The sequence below is a fragment of the Bradyrhizobium algeriense genome (assembly GCF_036924595.1).
GTDB classification, from domain to species: Bacteria; Pseudomonadota; Alphaproteobacteria; order Rhizobiales; family Xanthobacteraceae; genus Bradyrhizobium; species Bradyrhizobium algeriense.
This window is the reverse complement of sequence record NZ_JAZHRV010000001.1, coordinates 3,783,490-3,798,514: the sequence shown is the minus strand read 5'-3', so window position 1 is coordinate 3,798,514 and position 15,025 is coordinate 3,783,490. Positions and strand designations below refer to the sequence as shown.

General features: G+C 63.0%; 15 protein-coding genes. 10 read left to right on the top strand and 5 right to left on the bottom strand.

Features of this window, described 5'->3' with window-relative positions; translation table 11 throughout:
* Positions 1–16: 16 nt before the first annotated feature.
* The 6 genes from V1286_RS18650 (at position 17) to V1286_RS18625 (ending at position 5,713) form a co-directional block, all read left to right on the top strand.
* Positions 17–556: a DUF2059 domain-containing protein gene (locus V1286_RS18650; RefSeq protein ID WP_334481585.1), complete on the top strand. Its 540-nt coding sequence runs from the start codon at positions 17–19 to the stop codon at positions 554–556.
* 111 nt (positions 557–667) lie between these two features.
* The gene (gor, locus tag V1286_RS18645; RefSeq protein ID WP_334481583.1) at positions 668–2,053 is read left to right on the top strand and encodes a glutathione-disulfide reductase; all 1,386 of its coding nucleotides are present in this window, start codon (positions 668–670) and stop codon (positions 2,051–2,053) included.
* 311 nt (positions 2,054–2,364) lie between these two features.
* The gene (locus tag V1286_RS18640; protein ID WP_334481582.1) at positions 2,365–3,624 is read left to right on the top strand and encodes an IS110 family RNA-guided transposase; all 1,260 of its coding nucleotides are present in this window, start codon (positions 2,365–2,367) and stop codon (positions 3,622–3,624) included.
* Between the two features lie 226 nt (positions 3,625–3,850).
* Positions 3,851–4,165 carry a hypothetical protein gene (locus V1286_RS18635; RefSeq protein ID WP_334481580.1) on the top strand — a complete coding sequence of 105 codons (315 nt, stop codon included), beginning with the start codon at positions 3,851–3,853 and terminating at the stop codon, positions 4,163–4,165.
* 50 nt (positions 4,166–4,215) lie between these two features.
* Entirely contained in the window at positions 4,216–4,743 is a 528-nt protein-coding gene (locus tag V1286_RS18630; protein WP_334481579.1) for a hypothetical protein, read from the top strand.
* Between the two features lie 118 nt (positions 4,744–4,861).
* A complete protein-coding gene (locus V1286_RS18625) occupies positions 4,862–5,713 on the top strand; it encodes a 3-hydroxybutyryl-CoA dehydrogenase (protein WP_334481577.1) in 852 nt (283 codons plus the stop codon).
* Positions 5,714–5,808: 95 nt separating this feature from the next.
* Here V1286_RS18625 and V1286_RS18620 read toward each other — a convergent pair whose 3' ends face one another.
* Positions 5,809–6,885 (bottom strand): flavodoxin family protein, encoded by a 1,077-nt coding sequence (locus tag V1286_RS18620; RefSeq protein WP_334481575.1) that lies wholly within the window; start codon positions 6,883–6,885, stop codon positions 5,809–5,811.
* 81 nt (positions 6,886–6,966) lie between these two features.
* Complete coding sequence (locus V1286_RS18615; RefSeq protein WP_334481573.1) at positions 6,967–7,557, bottom strand: cysteine hydrolase family protein; 591 nt, start codon at positions 7,555–7,557, stop codon at positions 6,967–6,969.
* 184 nt (positions 7,558–7,741) lie between these two features.
* Between V1286_RS18615 and V1286_RS18610 the strand changes: the two genes are divergently transcribed.
* Positions 7,742–8,092, top strand: a complete 351-nt coding sequence (locus V1286_RS18610) for a C40 family peptidase (protein WP_334481571.1) — start codon at positions 7,742–7,744, stop codon at positions 8,090–8,092.
* A 235-nt stretch (positions 8,093–8,327) separates the two neighbouring features.
* Here V1286_RS18610 and V1286_RS18605 read toward each other — a convergent pair whose 3' ends face one another.
* On the bottom strand, positions 8,328–9,233 hold the full coding sequence (locus V1286_RS18605) for an alpha/beta hydrolase family protein (RefSeq protein WP_334481570.1): 906 nt from the start codon (positions 9,231–9,233) through the stop codon (positions 8,328–8,330).
* 171 nt (positions 9,234–9,404) lie between these two features.
* Between V1286_RS18605 and V1286_RS18600 the strand changes: the two genes are divergently transcribed.
* From V1286_RS18600 to V1286_RS18590, 3 genes are all read left to right on the top strand, one after another.
* Entirely contained in the window at positions 9,405–10,793 is a 1,389-nt protein-coding gene (locus V1286_RS18600; protein ID WP_334481569.1) for a class II 3-deoxy-7-phosphoheptulonate synthase, read from the top strand.
* A gap of 1 nt (position 10,794) precedes the next feature.
* Positions 10,795–11,148, top strand: coding sequence for a diacylglycerol kinase (locus tag V1286_RS18595; RefSeq protein WP_108513741.1), 354 nt, complete (start codon positions 10,795–10,797; stop codon positions 11,146–11,148).
* A gap of 145 nt (positions 11,149–11,293) precedes the next feature.
* Positions 11,294–13,045: an NAD+ synthase gene (locus V1286_RS18590; protein ID WP_334489729.1), complete on the top strand. Its 1,752-nt coding sequence runs from the start codon at positions 11,294–11,296 to the stop codon at positions 13,043–13,045.
* 10 nt (positions 13,046–13,055) lie between these two features.
* Here V1286_RS18590 and V1286_RS18585 read toward each other — a convergent pair whose 3' ends face one another.
* Both V1286_RS18585 and V1286_RS18580 read right to left on the bottom strand, forming a co-directional pair.
* Positions 13,056–14,225 (bottom strand): DUF2865 domain-containing protein, encoded by a 1,170-nt coding sequence (locus V1286_RS18585; RefSeq protein ID WP_334489726.1) that lies wholly within the window; start codon positions 14,223–14,225, stop codon positions 13,056–13,058.
* Positions 14,226–14,465: 240 nt separating this feature from the next.
* On the bottom strand, positions 14,466–14,789 hold the full coding sequence (locus tag V1286_RS18580; protein WP_334481567.1) for a hypothetical protein: 324 nt from the start codon (positions 14,787–14,789) through the stop codon (positions 14,466–14,468).
* Positions 14,790–15,025 lie beyond the last annotated feature (236 nt).

Here is a 15,025-nt window from a genome sequence, read left to right as displayed (position 1 = left end):
ATCGAGGAGAATTGGAATGAAGAGCCTTTCACGGATTTTGTCGGCGGCCGGCCTCGCAGTCGGACTGGCCCTGACCGCCGTTCCGGCCGACGCGCAGCAGAAAAATGCACCCGCCGCGACGGCGCCACTCAAGCCCGGCTCGCCGGCGGCGCTCGCCGCCGCCAAGGAAATCCTGGCGATGAAGAACGCGAGCGCGATGTATGCCAACGCCGTTCCCAATCTCGTCGAGCAGACCAAGAACGTGCTGATGCAGAGCAATCTGAACTATCAGAAGGACCTCAACGAGGTCGCCGTGATCGTTGCCAAGACTCTCGCCGGCCGCGAGAAGGAAATCGGCGAGGGCATGGCGCAGGTCTACGCCAACGAGTTCACCGAGCAGGAGCTGAAGGACCTCGTCACCTTCTACAAGTCGCCGCTCGGCCAGAAGCTGCTCTCGAGCGAGCCCCGTGCCATCCAGTTCAGCATGTCCTACATGAACCAGTGGGCGCAGCAATTTGCCGAAACCATCAACGGCCAGTTCCGCGCCGAGATGAAGAAGCGCGGCAAGGAAATCTGATCTTTAGCGAAGCATGCCCTCGGACTTGATCCGAGGGTGGACTTCCGGTTCGCGTAAAGAAAACGCGTCAAACAAAAAGAGAAACCAGAGGCGACTTCGGGCGGGGTTGAGATGGCTGAGTTCGACGTCGATCTGTTCGTCATCGGCGGTGGTTCGGGCGGCGTTCGCGCCGCCCGCATCGCAGCCAACCATGGCGCCAAGGTCATGGTCGCCGAAGAATATCGGATGGGCGGCACCTGCGTGATCCGCGGTTGCGTGCCGAAAAAGCTGTTCGTGCTCGGCTCGCACGTCCGCCACGAGATCGCGGACGCCGCCGGTTTCGGCTGGACCATATCGGACGTCTCCTTCGACTGGCCGACGCTGGTCGCCAACAAGGACAAGGAGATTGCCCGGCTGGAAGCCGCCTACGCCGCCAATGTTGAGAAATCAGGCGCGCGCATCGCAAAGACCCGCGCGGTGCTCGAAGACGCCCACACGCTGCAGCTGATGACCGGCGAGAAGGTCACTGCGAAATACATCCTGATCGCGACCGGCGGCGCGCCCAACCACGGGCGGGAAATCCCCGGCATCGAGCACGTCATCTCCTCGAACGAGGCGTTTCATCTCACCGAATTGCCGAAGCGTATCGTGATCCAGGGCGGCGGCTATATCGCGCTGGAATTCGCCGGCATTTTTGCCGGCTACGGTTCCGACGTGACCGTGATCTATCGCGGCGACAACATTTTGCGCGGTTTCGACGAGGATGTCCGCAAGCACGTGCGCGCCGAAATGGAGAAGCAGGGCATCACCATCATCACCGGCTGCACCATCGATAAAGTGGACAGGCACGGCAACGAATTGACGACCCATTTGTCGAGCGGTTCGAGCATTGCGTCCGACAAGGTGATGTTCGCCATCGGCCGGCACCCGAACGTCGCCAATCTCGGGCTCGAGAAGGCCGGCGTCGCCATCAATCCGGCGAATGGTGGCATCGCCGTCGATGAATGGTCCAAAACCTCGGTCGACAACATCTATGCGATCGGCGACGTCACCCATCGTCTCAATTTGACGCCGGTGGCGATCCGCGAGGGCCATGCCTTCGCCGACACCGTGTTCGGCAAGCGTCCCGTCCAGGTCGATCACGCGACTATCCCGACGGCTGTATTCTCGCAGCCCGAGGTCGGCACCGTCGGCCTGACCGAAGCCGAGGCCCGGGCGCAATTCAGTCACGTCGATATCTACAAGGCCGATTTCCGCCCGATCAAGGCGACGATGTCCGGCCGCGACACCCGCGTGCTGATGAAGCTCGTGGTCGATGGCATGACGGACCGCGTGCTCGGCTGCCACATCGTCGGCGACACGGCGGCTGAAATCGTCCAGGCGGTTGCAATCGCGGTGAAGATGAAAGCGACGAAAGCCGATTTCGACGCGACGATCGCGCTGCATCCGACAGCGGCGGAAGAGCTGGTGACGATGCGGACGCCGACGGCAAGGCATGTACGCCAGGCGGCGGAGTAGGCGGGGCCGTAGGATGGGTGGAGCGAAGCGATGCCCATCAATGGCGGCGTAGAACGATGATGGGTTTCGCTGCGCTCCACCCATCCTGTACCCTTTTGAGCGTTCGGCACTAGTCTGGAGATGTAGACTGGTCGCACGGGCCGATCCGCCGGGAGCCGCCTGACCCATCTGTGCCATGAGCACCTGCGTAGGACCCGCGCCCCGGTGGAGCGGCTGCGATCGAGATCCACTAGGAGGTTTGCGCCAAGAGCGCCAGTACAGGGATCGATCGGGATCGCAGTGGCCCGCTTCGCAAGCGAGGAGGTCGAGCAATGGTCGAGGATGTGCATTGGTTTGTCGGGATCGACTGGGCAACGCAGAACCATCGCGTTTGCCTGTTGGATGCCGAAGGAAGACGCGTGGGCGAGCGGGAGTTCGTCCATGGCGGAGCCGGCTTGACGGAGCTGCGAGACTGGCTGCTTGAGAAGACCAAGGCCGCGCCGGGGCGGATCGCCGTCGCGATCGAGATGCCGCACGGTCCCGTGGTGGAGATGCTGCTCGAGCACGGGTTTACGGTCTTTGCCATCAATCCCAAGCAACTCGATCGCTTCCGTGATCGCTTCACGGTCGCAGGCGCCAAGGATGACAGCCGTGACGCTCTTGTCCTCGGCGACTCGTTGCGCACCGATCGGAAAGCCTTCCGGCAGCTTGCCACCGACGATCCGACGGTGATCGAACTGCGCGAGTGGTCGCGCCTTATGGATGAACTGCTGCAGGAACGGACGCGTCTGGCCAATCGCCTGCGCCAGCAGCTATGGCGTTATTATCCGCAAGCGGCCGAACTGACCGACGATGTCGCAGATGATTGGTTCCTGGCGCTGTGGCAGAAGGTGCCGACCCCCGCTGCGGCCGCCAAGGTATCGGAGAAGGCGATTGCGCGCATCCTCAAGGAGCATCGCATCCGCCGTCTCGACGCCACCACCGTGCTGCAGACCTTGCGCAAGGCGGCCTTGTTCGTCGCACCAGGTACCAGGGAGGCCGCGTGCGTCCATATCCGCAGTCTTGTGGCGCGCATGCACCTGATCAATCAGCAGATCAAGGAAGCCGGCGCCGCCCTGGACGGCCTTTGCGACAGCCTCGCAGCACAGGATGAGGAGAACTCGTCGGGGCAGAGCCATGAGCAGTGTGACGTGGCAATCCTGCGCTCCTGGCCGGGAATCGGCAGGATTGTTCTCGCCACACTGCTCACCGAAGCAGCGCAACCGCTGCAGGCACGAGATTATCACGCCTTGCGTGCTCTGGCAGGGGTTGCTCCGGTAACACGGCAAAGCGGCAAGCAACGCTTCGTGATCCGGCGCCTCGCCTGCAACAAGCGGCTGCAGACTGCGGTCCATCACTGGTCACGCGTCGCCATCCAGCGCGACGCAGCCGCTCGGCGACGCTACGACGCCTTGCGGCAGCGCGGCCATGGCCATGCGCGTGCTTTGCGTGGTGTGGCTGATCGCTTGCTTTCCGCCCTGTGCGCGACGCTCACCCACCGGATCCTGTATGAGGCAGACCAGAGGAGTGCTCAGACCGTCGCCACGCCGTAAAGCCTCATTCCTTTGTTCGGCCGCTTGCGACCATTCCTTCGTCCCGACCTGCCGAACCCAACAGCGCCGCGCACAGCCGCTGTCCAGGATGCCATCGGCACCGGCGTAGCCGGCGCGAAGCGTCCTGGACGGCGGCGAGCACGGCGCTACGCTTGTCACCCAAAGAACGAAAGCCCCTTGACCAAGCCCTAGGAGGTCCTACGCCTTTGGCAGAACGGCAGGTCCAATGTCGCGTGAGTTCGAAATTTCCGAGGTAAAAAATCGGCTCGCAGCAGATATGCAATCGCTGCACAGCAACCATCGAACAGCACTCGAACGCGCGTTGATCGATCCGCGCATAGTGGGCGTGAACGACCGGCCTCAAGGATTTGTCGTTGCCGTGGCGGTTCTGGACGGGAAGTTGCTTTATTGGTCAGACATCGAGGAAGGGTGGGAGCTTGAGGCTCCCGACAATCGGGGCAACATCGCGTCGCGTGGCTGCAACCAGTTTGAACTTCGGCATGTTCTCTATCGCGCGCTCGGCGATCCCAATGCCGCCTGAGACCGGGCACTTCATGCGGGCTGCACGCTCGCCAGTTGCTGGGTGAAGCCATGGAAGATCGATTGCTTGGCGCCGGACGGCTGTTTGCAAGCCATTACCAGATCGTTGTGTGCGATGATCCCTCCGCCACGGTCAGCGATGATGCAAACTGGAGTAAAGAGAAGTCCTCCAGAGGCTTTGCCGGCACGCCGACATTTCGAATGATTGGCACGGAGGCAGACCTGAACGATCATTGGGTCGAACTCGTCGCGACCAGCCAGCCGCCCTCATCCGATGAGTGGCAGCGGATTACATGTGTACACTTTTCGTCCAGAGGTGGAAAGATTCACGTGATGTCCGTGGTGGATGACCAGCCGTTGTTGTCCGTGGAAATCGAGCCAGGCGATTATGGGATCTACGCCGCGGCGCAAAATCTCGGCATTGACCAGCTAAGCCTTGGCGAAGATGGCAAGCTGACCGATGCCGAAATTTCGGTGCGCAAGGACTTCGAGTGGTATCGGCTGTTTATTGTGCCCGGCAAGCCGGAAACGGAAGGCCGTCTCATAGATCGCTCGGCCCCATTGAGTCCGAGCGTGTAGGAGTACAGTCCGCCATCAAACAAGCATTGCCGGATGATGCGGGCTAATTGCTGCGGGCTACCGATCGACGCTGCACTCTGCTAACGGTACGACCAGCATCAATAACGGAGTTATCCCCATGATCGAATCAATCGGTATCGTCGGCGCAGGCACCATGGGCAACGGCATCGCGCAGGTGTGCGCCGCCGCCGGTCTTCCCGTCGTCATGACCGACATCTCGGATGCCGCGCTGACGCGCGGCATGTCGGTCGTGTCCAACAGCCTGGAGCGCCTGGTCAACAAGCAGAAGATGACCGATGCCGACCGGCAGGCCGCGCTGGCGCGGATCACGACGAGCACGGACACCGCGAAGTTCTCCACCTGCGATCTCGTGATCGAGGCTGCGACCGAAAACGAAGATTTGAAGGTGAAGATCCTGAAGGATCTCTGCGCAAAACTGCAGCCGCGCGCGCTGCTCGCCACCAACACCTCCTCGATCTCGATTACCAAGCTCGCCGCCGCGACCGACCGGCCGGATCGCTTCATCGGCCTGCACTTCTTCAATCCGGTGCCGCTGATGGCGCTGTTGGAGTTGATCCGTGGTTTGCAGACGTCGGACGATACCCATGCCAAGGCGGAAGCGTTTTCAAAACGGATCGGCAAGGTATCCATCACGGCGAAGAACAGCCCGGGCTTTGCGGTCAACCGCATCCTGTGCCCGATGATCAACGAGGCGATCTTTGCGCTTCAGGAAGGCATCGCCACGGCAGAAGATCTCGATGCCGGCATGAAGCTCGGCTGCAACCACCCGATCGGCCCGCTGGCGCTCGCCGATATGATCGGCCTCGACACCATGCTGTCGGTGATGGAAGTCTTCTATGAGGGATTCAACGATCCGAAATATCGCCCGGCGCCGCTGCTGAAGGAAATGGTCGCCGCCGGCCATCTCGGCCGCAAGACCGGGCAGGGGTTTTATAGTTACGGGAAGTAAACGTCGCGGACGGCGTGTAGGATGGGTGTGCGCAGCGAAACCCATCATTTCTTGCGCGGAGAGGTGACGGGTATCGCTCCACCCATCCTGCGAAGCTACTTTGGCTTGGGCTCCGCAAGACCCTTCGCCGGATTCTCCAATTTCCCCGCGCGCGCGAGCTTCACCGCATTACCAAGCGCGCGGGCGACGTTGATCGTCTCTTCCTGAAACTCGCGGTCCTCGTCGAGCGCCTGGTGCGAGGTGGCGTAGGGCTCCATGTAGCCGACATAGCCGTCGGCTTCGCCGGTCCGCCCGGCCGAGATCAGCGCCATGTCGGTCAGCCAGTCCGAAAGCGAGCGGCGCAATGTCTCCGCGCCTGCGCTGTCGCCGTGCACGACGAGCCCGAAATGCCGCCCGGCCAGATGGCGCGGATAGGGCCAGCCTTTCAGCTCCAGCGCCTTGGCCTGGTCGGCGTGCTTGCCGTGCGTCGACGTCGGGTCGGGATTGCCGCCGTCGGCGCACACCAGCCGGTCCATCATCGCCTTCAGCGCGGTCGGAGCGTGATACCAGTTCACCGGCGCGACGATCAGGATGCCGTGCGCGGCGACCCAGAGCGGATAGATCTCGTTCATCCAGTCGTCGGTCTGGCCCAGCGAGTGGTTCGGATAGCAACTGCAGGGCCAGTGACAGAGCGGCATCGCGGTGGAGACGCAGGACTTGCAGGGATGAATCTGCCGGCCGTATTCCGACGTCAGCCGCGACAGGTCAAGGATGTCGACTGCGAATCCCATTCCGGCAAGCACCGGCTCGGCGATCTTCACCAGCCGCCAGCTCTTCGACATCTCGCCGGGGCAGGTGTGCTCGCTGCGCGCCGAGCCGTTGATGATGAGTATGCGCGGCTGCGTGGCCGCATCGTCGTGCCGCCGCTGCGCTTCAAGAATGGCCTCGCGCGCAGCGAGCCAGTCCACCGAAATCTCGTAGTCCGGATCGCTGAACCCTGGACCCGCCTTGCGGGTGTGCGGCGCCTTTCGCGAATGGCTATAGGCATCCCACGCGGCCGCGACGATGGCGTCGAGTTCGCGCTGCAGCGGCCGGAAGGCCGGATCGACGAAGCGACTGCGATAGCGCTTTTCGAATTCCTCGCGCGACAATTTGACGGCCGGCATTCCCTTGCGAATGTCCGGCTCCGCCATAGGTTTGATCCTCTCGTGCGACCACTGCAATAAAGTCAACGTCGGACGAGCAGCCACAGTTCCCACCGCTCGTCAGAGCGGCTAATCCGGATGCCACATCTCGACCAGCTCCTCGGCGCTGACGAGATCGATCTGTTCGTGAAACCTGGTCCTGTACATGGTCATCAGCGCATCGTGACCGGTGTCCGAGGAGCTGCACAGGGCGTCCTGCACGATCACCACGCGAAAACCGAGATCGACCGCGCCGAGCGCGGTGGACAGCACGCAGACGTCGGTCTCCGCGCCCGACACCACCACCGTCCCAACGTGCCGCTCGACCAGCAAATGACCGAGCCGCGAGCCGAAGAACGCCGAATAGGCGGGCTTGTCGACGATGAGCGCCGGCGGTGAATAGCGCGCAAGCTCAGGCACAATGTCGAGCGCACGGGGGGCGAGATTGCTGCGTGTCGCGCGCTGCCATTTCGTGAAATAGGTCTGCCATTGACCGCGCCGGTCCTGCGGCCGCTCGGGCGTGATGAAGCGTGTGAATACCGTCCGCTCTCTGTAGCGCGCGCAGAGATCCGAGATGACCGGCAATACCCTTTCCATCCAGGGCGTTTCCCACACACCGCCTTTGGCGAAGATGTTCTGCATATCGATGCACAGATGCGCCGCGTCGCGAATGGCTTCCATGAACGGCCTCTCACCTTGCTGGAAGGGCTAATTCGACAAGCAGGAACTGGTTTCAACGGCGTCTCAAGGCCGCCGTGGCGCTCAATCTGCGGCGGACGAATAGCAGTCATGCCGGAACCACCCCGGATCAATCGCGGTTGGCGGCGCGCTTGTCCTCCAGCCATCAACGTTTGTGGAGTAACCCATGTTGAAGCCTCTCGCGGCCGCTTCTGTTCTGCTGTTCGTCTTTTCCGTCGAGGCGAATGCGCGTCCCACCCACCGGCATCACGGTCACCGGGGCTGGTGCGGTAGTTATCTGAGCAAATATCTCGGAAAACCGGATCGCCGTCTTGCGCTTGCGCGCTCCTGGGCGAGCGAAGGCATGAATGCCGGCGGCCCCGGAATCGGCGTGGTAGTGGTCTGGGCGCATCACGTCGGCATCATTACCGGGCAAACACCTGATGGTCAGTGGATCGTTCATAGCGGCAATGATGGCGGCGCGGTCCGCACGCGAGCCCGATCGCTTGCTCGCGCGATAGCGTTCAGGCGGGTGTAATCCGGAAGTTTCGGCTGCACGATCCAGGCATCGGCGATATTTAGCCGGCAGCATTGCAAAAGCCCGACAGTCGATCCGAACTGTCGGGCGGGAGCAAATATTATTTGAAGAGGAATGAGCCATTGTCGAATTTTGATTCGGCGTGGTCTATCCGGAAAACCACGGTTCTGTTGCAGTTCCGTCAGGAGGAACCGCGCGCCCGGCTTCGCTGTTTCGAAAATTGAATCGGAAGAACTTAGTCTGCCGCCTCGATCCATTCCGCTGCGCCAAGCCATAGCGTGCCGCGATGTTCGGGCCGGAAGAATCCCATATGGCCGATCCTGCTCGCGCCGGTGTCGGCGGGCGTCACCGTGATGATCTCGGGCTTGATCGAGGTAAATCCCGCGCACAGCAATTCGACCGCGGGCCGCGTTGCCCAGGGATCGTCGGAGATGCAGAGCGCGCGCAACGCGCCCTGGTACTTCGGAAAATTCTGCAAGGCTTCGAGCCTCGTATCGTCGAACAGATAGCGCGGGCTCATCACCCAGCCGACCCATTGCAGGAACGCGTCCTTCGGCAGGTCCATGCCGAGGCCGGCCTTGCCGGGCATGTAGCCGAGCGCGCGGGTTAAGGGGGCGCCGACAAAATTCAGCATCGCATAAACGCGGTAGCGCTCCGGCGCCGTCATCAATTTCCAGTAGCCGGCCTGGGCTGCAATGAACAGCGCGCGGGAAATCTCCGAATTGTTCGGCAGCAGGCCGAGCGCCTGGCCGCCGAACGAATGTCCGACATAGGCGAAGGGGAGCGCCTTGTAGCGCTCGCGCATCCAGGCGACCGCCGCCGTAATATCCTGTGCGGCCCAGTCCGACATCGAGGCCTTGAAGCCGACCAGCGATTTCGGCTCGTTGTAGCCAGTCAGCGCCTGCTGCCTGCTATCGCCGGTGCCGCGGTAGTCGTAGGTCAAAACCGCGCAGCCGCGCGTGGCGAGGTAGCCGGCAAAGCCCCGGTAGAGCTTGCGGGGGACGGCGGTCGCCGAATTGATCAGGACGGTGTGGCGATTGGTGCCGCGGGGCAGAAACAGCGTCGCGGCAAGGGGATATCCATCCGTCGCGGGCACCGTGATGTCGTCGCTAAATACGTCGTCTAGCTCCGGCTCGGCCACTGCTTCTTCTCCTCAGGTTGCGAGCGGCCACAGCAAAAGCGAAATCGGCTTTTGCCGCAAGGGCTTGTCAGGACTACCGGAAATCTAACTGGCGGTCGGCTAAAGGCCTGTGTATAAACCGGCCCTTAACAATCGCCATTAAGTTGCGGTTTTTGCTCAGGAGTTAACGTCATGTCCGAGCGGTGGACGCCCGATAGCTGGCGCACCAGGCCGGTGCTGCAGGTGCCCGATTATCCCGATGCCAAGGCATTGGCCGATGTCGAGGCGCAGCTCGCCACGTTTCCGCCGCTGGTGTTTGCCGGTGAGGCCCGCAATCTGAAGAAAGCACTGGCCCGCGTCGCTGCGGGCGAGGCCTTCCTGCTGCAGGGGGGCGATTGCGCCGAGAGCTTTGCCGAGCATGGCGCCAACAACATCCGCGATTTCTTCCGCGTGCTGCTGCAGATGGCCGTGGTCCTGACCTATGCCGGCGCGCTGCCTGTCGTGAAGGTCGGCCGCATCGCCGGACAGTTTGCAAAACCGCGTTCGTCGAACACGGAAAAAATCAACGGTGTCGAGCTGCCGAGCTACCGCGGCGACATCATCAACGACATCGCTTTCACGCCGGAAGCGCGCATCCCCGATCCGCAGCGCCAGCTGATGGCGTACCGGCAATCGGCGGCGACGCTGAATCTGCTTCGCGCCTTCGCGACCGGCGGCTTTGCCAATCTCGGCAGCGTGCATCAGTGGATGCTAGGCTTCCTCAAGGACTCCCCGCAGTCGCGCCGGTACAAGGAACTGGCGGATCGTATTTCGGACGCGCTGAATTTCATGCGCGCCTGTGGGCTCGATCTCGAAAGCCACCCCGAACTGCGCGCCACCGATTTCTACACCAGCCACGAAGCGCTGCTGCTGGGTTACGAGCAGGCTTTCACGCGGGTCGATTCCACGACCGGCGACTGGTACGCGACCTCGGGCCACATGATCTGGATCGGCGATCGCACCCGCCAGCTCGACCACGGCCATGTCGAATATTTCCGCGGCATCAAGAACCCGATCGGCCTGAAATGCGGTCCCTCGCTGAAGCCGGATGAGCTGTTGAAGCTGATTGACATCCTCAATCCCGACAACGAGCCCGGACGGCTGACGCTGATCAACCGCTTCGGCTCTGACAAGGTCGGCGACCATCTCGCGCCGCTGATCCGCGCGGTGCAGCGGGAAGGGCGCGTCGTGGTGTGGTCCTGCGATCCCATGCACGGCAACACCATCACCTCGACCTCGGGCTACAAGACCCGTCCGTTCGACCGCGTGCTGTCGGAGGTGAAGTCGTTCTTCGCCATCCATGCCGCTGAAGGCACCCATGCCGGCGGCGTCCATCTGGAAATGACCGGGCAGGACGTCACCGAATGCATCGGCGGCGCGCGCGCCATCACCGACGAGGACCTCAACGACCGCTATCACACGGTCTGCGATCCCCGCCTCAATGCCGAACAATCGATCGACCTGGCCTTCCTGATCGCCGAGCTGCTCAAGCAGGAACGTGCGGGTAAGGAAAAGCCGATGCCGGCCGCAGCGGGGCTTTGACTTGCTGCGACTCTGGCGGGCCACCATCAACACGCGTAACGGCCTCGCCTTTGCGATCCGATCGGAGCAGGCCGTCCGCGAGGAACTTCTTGCGCTGGCGCTTTCGGTGCCGCTGGCCTGGCTGGTCGGCGCGAGCGTGATGCGCCGGGTTGAACTGGTCGCGGCGGTGGCGTTCGTGCTGGTGGTCGAGATCCTCAATACCGCGATCGAGAAGCTGGCCGACCGGCTCACCACCGACCACGATCCGCAGATCGGGCGGGTCAAGGACATGGGTTCCGCGGCGGTCGGCGTCGCGCTGCTGATGTCCGGGGCGTTCTGGCTGTTTGCCATCGCCGAACGCATAGGCGCGTTCTAGATATGCGGTACTGATCTGGATCAGAATCGCATATCTAAGCTTTTGTATTGACGCGTTTTCTTTATGCGAACCGGTTTCCGCTTCGCTCGAAAACGCGATGAAGCAAGCATTGCAGTTTGCTCTTGTGCAAGGCACCATCGCTCCCATGACCGAACCAACCTTCAAGATCACACTGGCGCAGTTGAACCCGACGGTCGGCGACGTCACGGGTAATGCCGCCAAGGCGCACGGCGCGCGCGACAAGGCCAAGGCCGACGGCGCCGATCTGTTGGTGCTGCCCGAATTGTTCATCTGCGGCTATCCGCCGGAAGATCTGGTGCTGAAGCCCGCCTTCCAGGTGGCCTGCCGCGCGGCGATCGAGGAACTGGCGCGCGAGACCGCGGGCGGCGGCCCGGCGGTGCTGATCGGCACGCCCTGGGTCGAGGACGGCAAGCTCTATAATGCCTGCGCACTGCTCGATGAGGGCCGCATCGCCGCCCTTCGCTTCAAGGCGAACTTGCCGAATTACGGCGTGTTCGACGAAAAACGCCTGTTCGCGCGCGGCCCGGCCGCAGGGCCGGTCACCGTCAAGGGCATCCGCGTCGGCGTTCCCATCTGCGAGGACATCTGGCTCGAAGAATCAGAGGAATACGAAAACATCGTCGAATGCCTCGCCGAGACCGGCGCGGAAATTCTGGTGGTGCCGAACGGCTCACCCTACGCGCGCGACAAGAACGATCTGCGGCTGTCGATCGCGGTCGCCCGCGTCACCGAGAGCGGCCTGCCGCTGGTCTATCTCAACCAGATCGGCGGACAGGACGAACTGGTGTTCGACGGCGCGTCGTTTGCGCTCAACGCCGATCTTTCTGTGGCGGCGCAACTGCCCGCCTTCGAGGAGAGCATCGTCACGCTGAACTGGACCAGGAGCGCCGACGGCTGGCGCTGTTCTGGCCCTGTGGTGCCGCTCATCGAAGGCGACAAGGGCGATTACGCGGCCTGCGTGCTGGGCCTGCGTGATTACGTCCGCAAGAACGGCTTTCCCGGCGTGCTGCTCGGCGTCTCCGGCGGCATCGATTCCGCACTGTGTGCGGCGATCGCGGTCGACGCGCTCGGCGCCGATCAGGTTCGCGGCGTGATGCTGCCGTTTCGGTTCACTGCACAGGTGTCGCTCGACGACGCGGCAAAGCTCGCGAAAGCGCTCGGCATCCGCTATGAGGTGCTGCCGATCGCGGATGCCGTGAACGGCTTTGAAAAAATCCTCTCCGGTCCGTTCGCCGGCCTGCCGCGCGATATCACCGAAGAGAATTTGCAGGCGCGCACCCGCGGCACGCTGCTGATGGCGATTTCGAACAAGACCGGCGCGATGGTGGTCACGACCGGCAACAAGTCGGAAATGTCGGTCGGCTACGCCACGCTCTACGGCGACATGAACGGCGGCTTCAATCCGATCAAGGACATCTACAAGACCGAAGTGTTTCGTCTCTCGAGCCTGCGCAACGAATGGAAGCCTGACGGCGCGCTCGGGCCTTCGGGCGAGGTGATCCCGGTCAACATCATCACGCGGCCGCCGACGGCGGAGTTGCGCGAGAACCAGACCGATCAGGATTCGCTGCCGCCCTACGAGATGCTGGACGGCATCCTCGAACGGCTGGTCGAGCGCGAGGAGCCGCTGGCCACGATCATCGCAGCCGGCTTCCCGGCCGAAATGGTGACGCGGATCGACCGGTTGCTCAACATTGCCGAATACAAGCGCCGGCAGGCCGCACCGGGCGTCAAGGTGACGGAAAAGAACTTTGGCCGCGACCGCCGCTATCCCATCACCAATCGCTTCCGCGACAATGGCAAGGCGCTGCCCGCGCCCGACGAGAAGTTGGTCGCGCGCGCCGGCCGCGCCTCGGTGGACGCCTTCGAAGGGTAATTTCGCTAGACTACTGCTTCGGCGGGATGAAGGTCGGGCCGACGGTGCGGATCTTGTCCTTGTCGGCGGCGGTAGCGGTCGTGTCGGCCGGGGCTGCTGTCGCAGCCGGCGCGGCGGCGGTGCCGGCAGGCGCTGCGCCTTTCTTGGGCGGTGGTGGCGTCGCGCCCTTCGGCTGCGCGCGCTGCTGCATGCGCCGCGCGCTCTCCTCGGTAACGATGATGTCGCCTTGTTCGACGCCGGCCCTGTCATCGACTGACTTCAGCGCTTCCGACCAGGTCTGGCCTGCGGCCTTGCAGGCGCAGGACGGGTTGAACTCAGAGCGGAATTTGAATGCGTTCGGCAGCGACGAGTAAGGCTGGCCGTTGATCGAGACCGCCTGATTGATGTCCTCGCCGGGATTGCGATAGGTGAACAGCGTCGCTTCCGTCGCCGGGCAAAGTGCTTTGCAGGTCCTCTCGTCGTCCTGGAATCGCTGCTGGTAGGTGGCGAACGACACCGGGAAATAACCGCCGTCGCAGGTGCGGACGCAGACGGTGCGGAAGGTGCCGGACGGCGCGCCGAGATCGGCACTCGGCGGCGGGAGCGTTTGGTTGTTGTTGCCGAACAGACTGTCGATGAAGTTGCCGGGACCGCGCGCGGCCGCGGCATATTGCGGGCCGCAATTGTTCTGCGCGAGCGCGGTCAGCACCGAGCGGCGCTGGTTTTCGCGGTCGGCGCCGCCGATACCGCCGCTGCGCAGGCGCTCCAGGCTGGTGGTGATCTGGTCGAGATTGGCGCGCATCTGCTGAATCTGGTTGTTGACCGGACCGCACTGGGCCGAGCGGCCGTTGAACAGCGAGAAGAAGCCCGAGCTTTCGCAGCCCATGCGCTTGGCCTGCAGCGTGACCCGATCGAGTTCGGCCTGCTGCTTGGCCTGGGCTTCCTGATAGCGGCGGACCTGTTCATCCTTGGCGGGGTCGCCGGTGCCGGCGCCGCGGTCGATAGTCGCCAATTGCCCTTCGAGCCGGATGCAGATCGGATTGGCCTGCGCGCCCTGCGGTGGCGGGGCGTCCTGGTTCATCTGCGCCATGGCGTCATCGTTCGACTGCGCCAAAGCGGGTGCGCCCGGGGTGGTGATGCCGAGCAGGATGGCGCAGGTCAAAATCCGAAGGGAGAGGGGCGCGTTGCGAATTTCCAGCATATCCGGCCATTGAGGGCTGATCCGCGCGGCTTGAAAGCCTGATGGCGCGGCCAAGGCAGCATTCTGCGGCCAAGGCCGCATCCAATACCCCCTTCTCAGGGCAGCGTCACGTCGTTTCCGGGGCGCGGATGTGGCAGCCAGCCCTTGATATTCCGCGATAATCGCCTCCATGGCGCTTTCGAGCGAGAGCCTGCCTCGTGCGTGAATCCCGGTTCTGATTCAACCGGAACCGAAAAGGCTCTAGCGCTGGCAGGTGATGGCGACGTATTCGCCGCAACCGTGGCCGGAGCATCTATCGCCGCCGTCTTTCGGAATCGCGCCGGTGACTTCCTCGGGATCGACGCGGCGGTAGGCGGTGGCCTGTGCAAATTCCCGTGACTGGCAGTAGGAGCGGGCGGCGTGGGCGCCGCATTTTTCGCCCCTGGCGAGGCATTCATCGACGCCGTAACCATCAGCCTGGTTGGCAACGATGAAAACGCGGCTGTCGGCGGAAGCGGCCGAGGCGGCAAGCAGGAAGGCACCGGCCAGGAAGGCGCAGGCAATGATTGCGGAGGAAAGTCGCATGGATGACACCGGCAGGGATGAGGAACCGCCCTCAGGAATGGCCCAAAGTGTTAATAATGATTAACCATGAGCCCGCGGGGCGGCAGCGAATGGCGGGGGTTCGGCGCCTGATCAGCCCTAAATTGGGCACGAGCAAGGCTTGACGCCGTCCGCCCGATACCGCAATGGTGGAACCATGAACGGTCTCCTCGCCATCTGCAGCATTTGCCGCGAGATTATTAGCTAGCGATTCGCTG

What these genes read in the sequence shown, in the direction of transcription:
- V1286_RS18650 (WP_334481585.1), top strand. Translation starts at nt 17, where the DNA reads ATGAAGAGCCTTTCACGGATTTTGTCGGCGGCCGGCCTCGCAGTCGGA.
- gor (WP_334481583.1), top strand. Translation starts at nt 668, where the DNA reads ATGGCTGAGTTCGACGTCGATCTGTTCGTCATCGGCGGTGGTTCGGGC.
- V1286_RS18640 (WP_334481582.1), top strand. Translation starts at nt 2,365, where the DNA reads ATGGTCGAGGATGTGCATTGGTTTGTCGGGATCGACTGGGCAACGCAG.
- V1286_RS18635 (WP_334481580.1), top strand. Translation starts at nt 3,851, where the DNA reads ATGTCGCGTGAGTTCGAAATTTCCGAGGTAAAAAATCGGCTCGCAGCA.
- V1286_RS18630 (WP_334481579.1), top strand. Translation starts at nt 4,216, where the DNA reads ATGGAAGATCGATTGCTTGGCGCCGGACGGCTGTTTGCAAGCCATTAC.
- V1286_RS18625 (WP_334481577.1), top strand. Translation starts at nt 4,862, where the DNA reads ATGATCGAATCAATCGGTATCGTCGGCGCAGGCACCATGGGCAACGGC.
- V1286_RS18620 (WP_334481575.1), bottom strand. Translation starts at nt 6,885, where the DNA reads ATGGCGGAGCCGGACATTCGCAAGGGAATGCCGGCCGTCAAATTGTCG.
- V1286_RS18615 (WP_334481573.1), bottom strand. Translation starts at nt 7,557, where the DNA reads ATGGAAGCCATTCGCGACGCGGCGCATCTGTGCATCGATATGCAGAAC.
- V1286_RS18610 (WP_334481571.1), top strand. Translation starts at nt 7,742, where the DNA reads ATGTTGAAGCCTCTCGCGGCCGCTTCTGTTCTGCTGTTCGTCTTTTCC.
- V1286_RS18600 (WP_334481569.1), top strand. Translation starts at nt 9,405, where the DNA reads ATGTCCGAGCGGTGGACGCCCGATAGCTGGCGCACCAGGCCGGTGCTG.
- V1286_RS18590 (WP_334489729.1), top strand. Translation starts at nt 11,294, where the DNA reads ATGACCGAACCAACCTTCAAGATCACACTGGCGCAGTTGAACCCGACG.
- V1286_RS18585 (WP_334489726.1), bottom strand. Translation starts at nt 14,225, where the DNA reads ATGCTGGAAATTCGCAACGCGCCCCTCTCCCTTCGGATTTTGACCTGC.
- V1286_RS18580 (WP_334481567.1), bottom strand. Translation starts at nt 14,789, where the DNA reads ATGCGACTTTCCTCCGCAATCATTGCCTGCGCCTTCCTGGCCGGTGCC.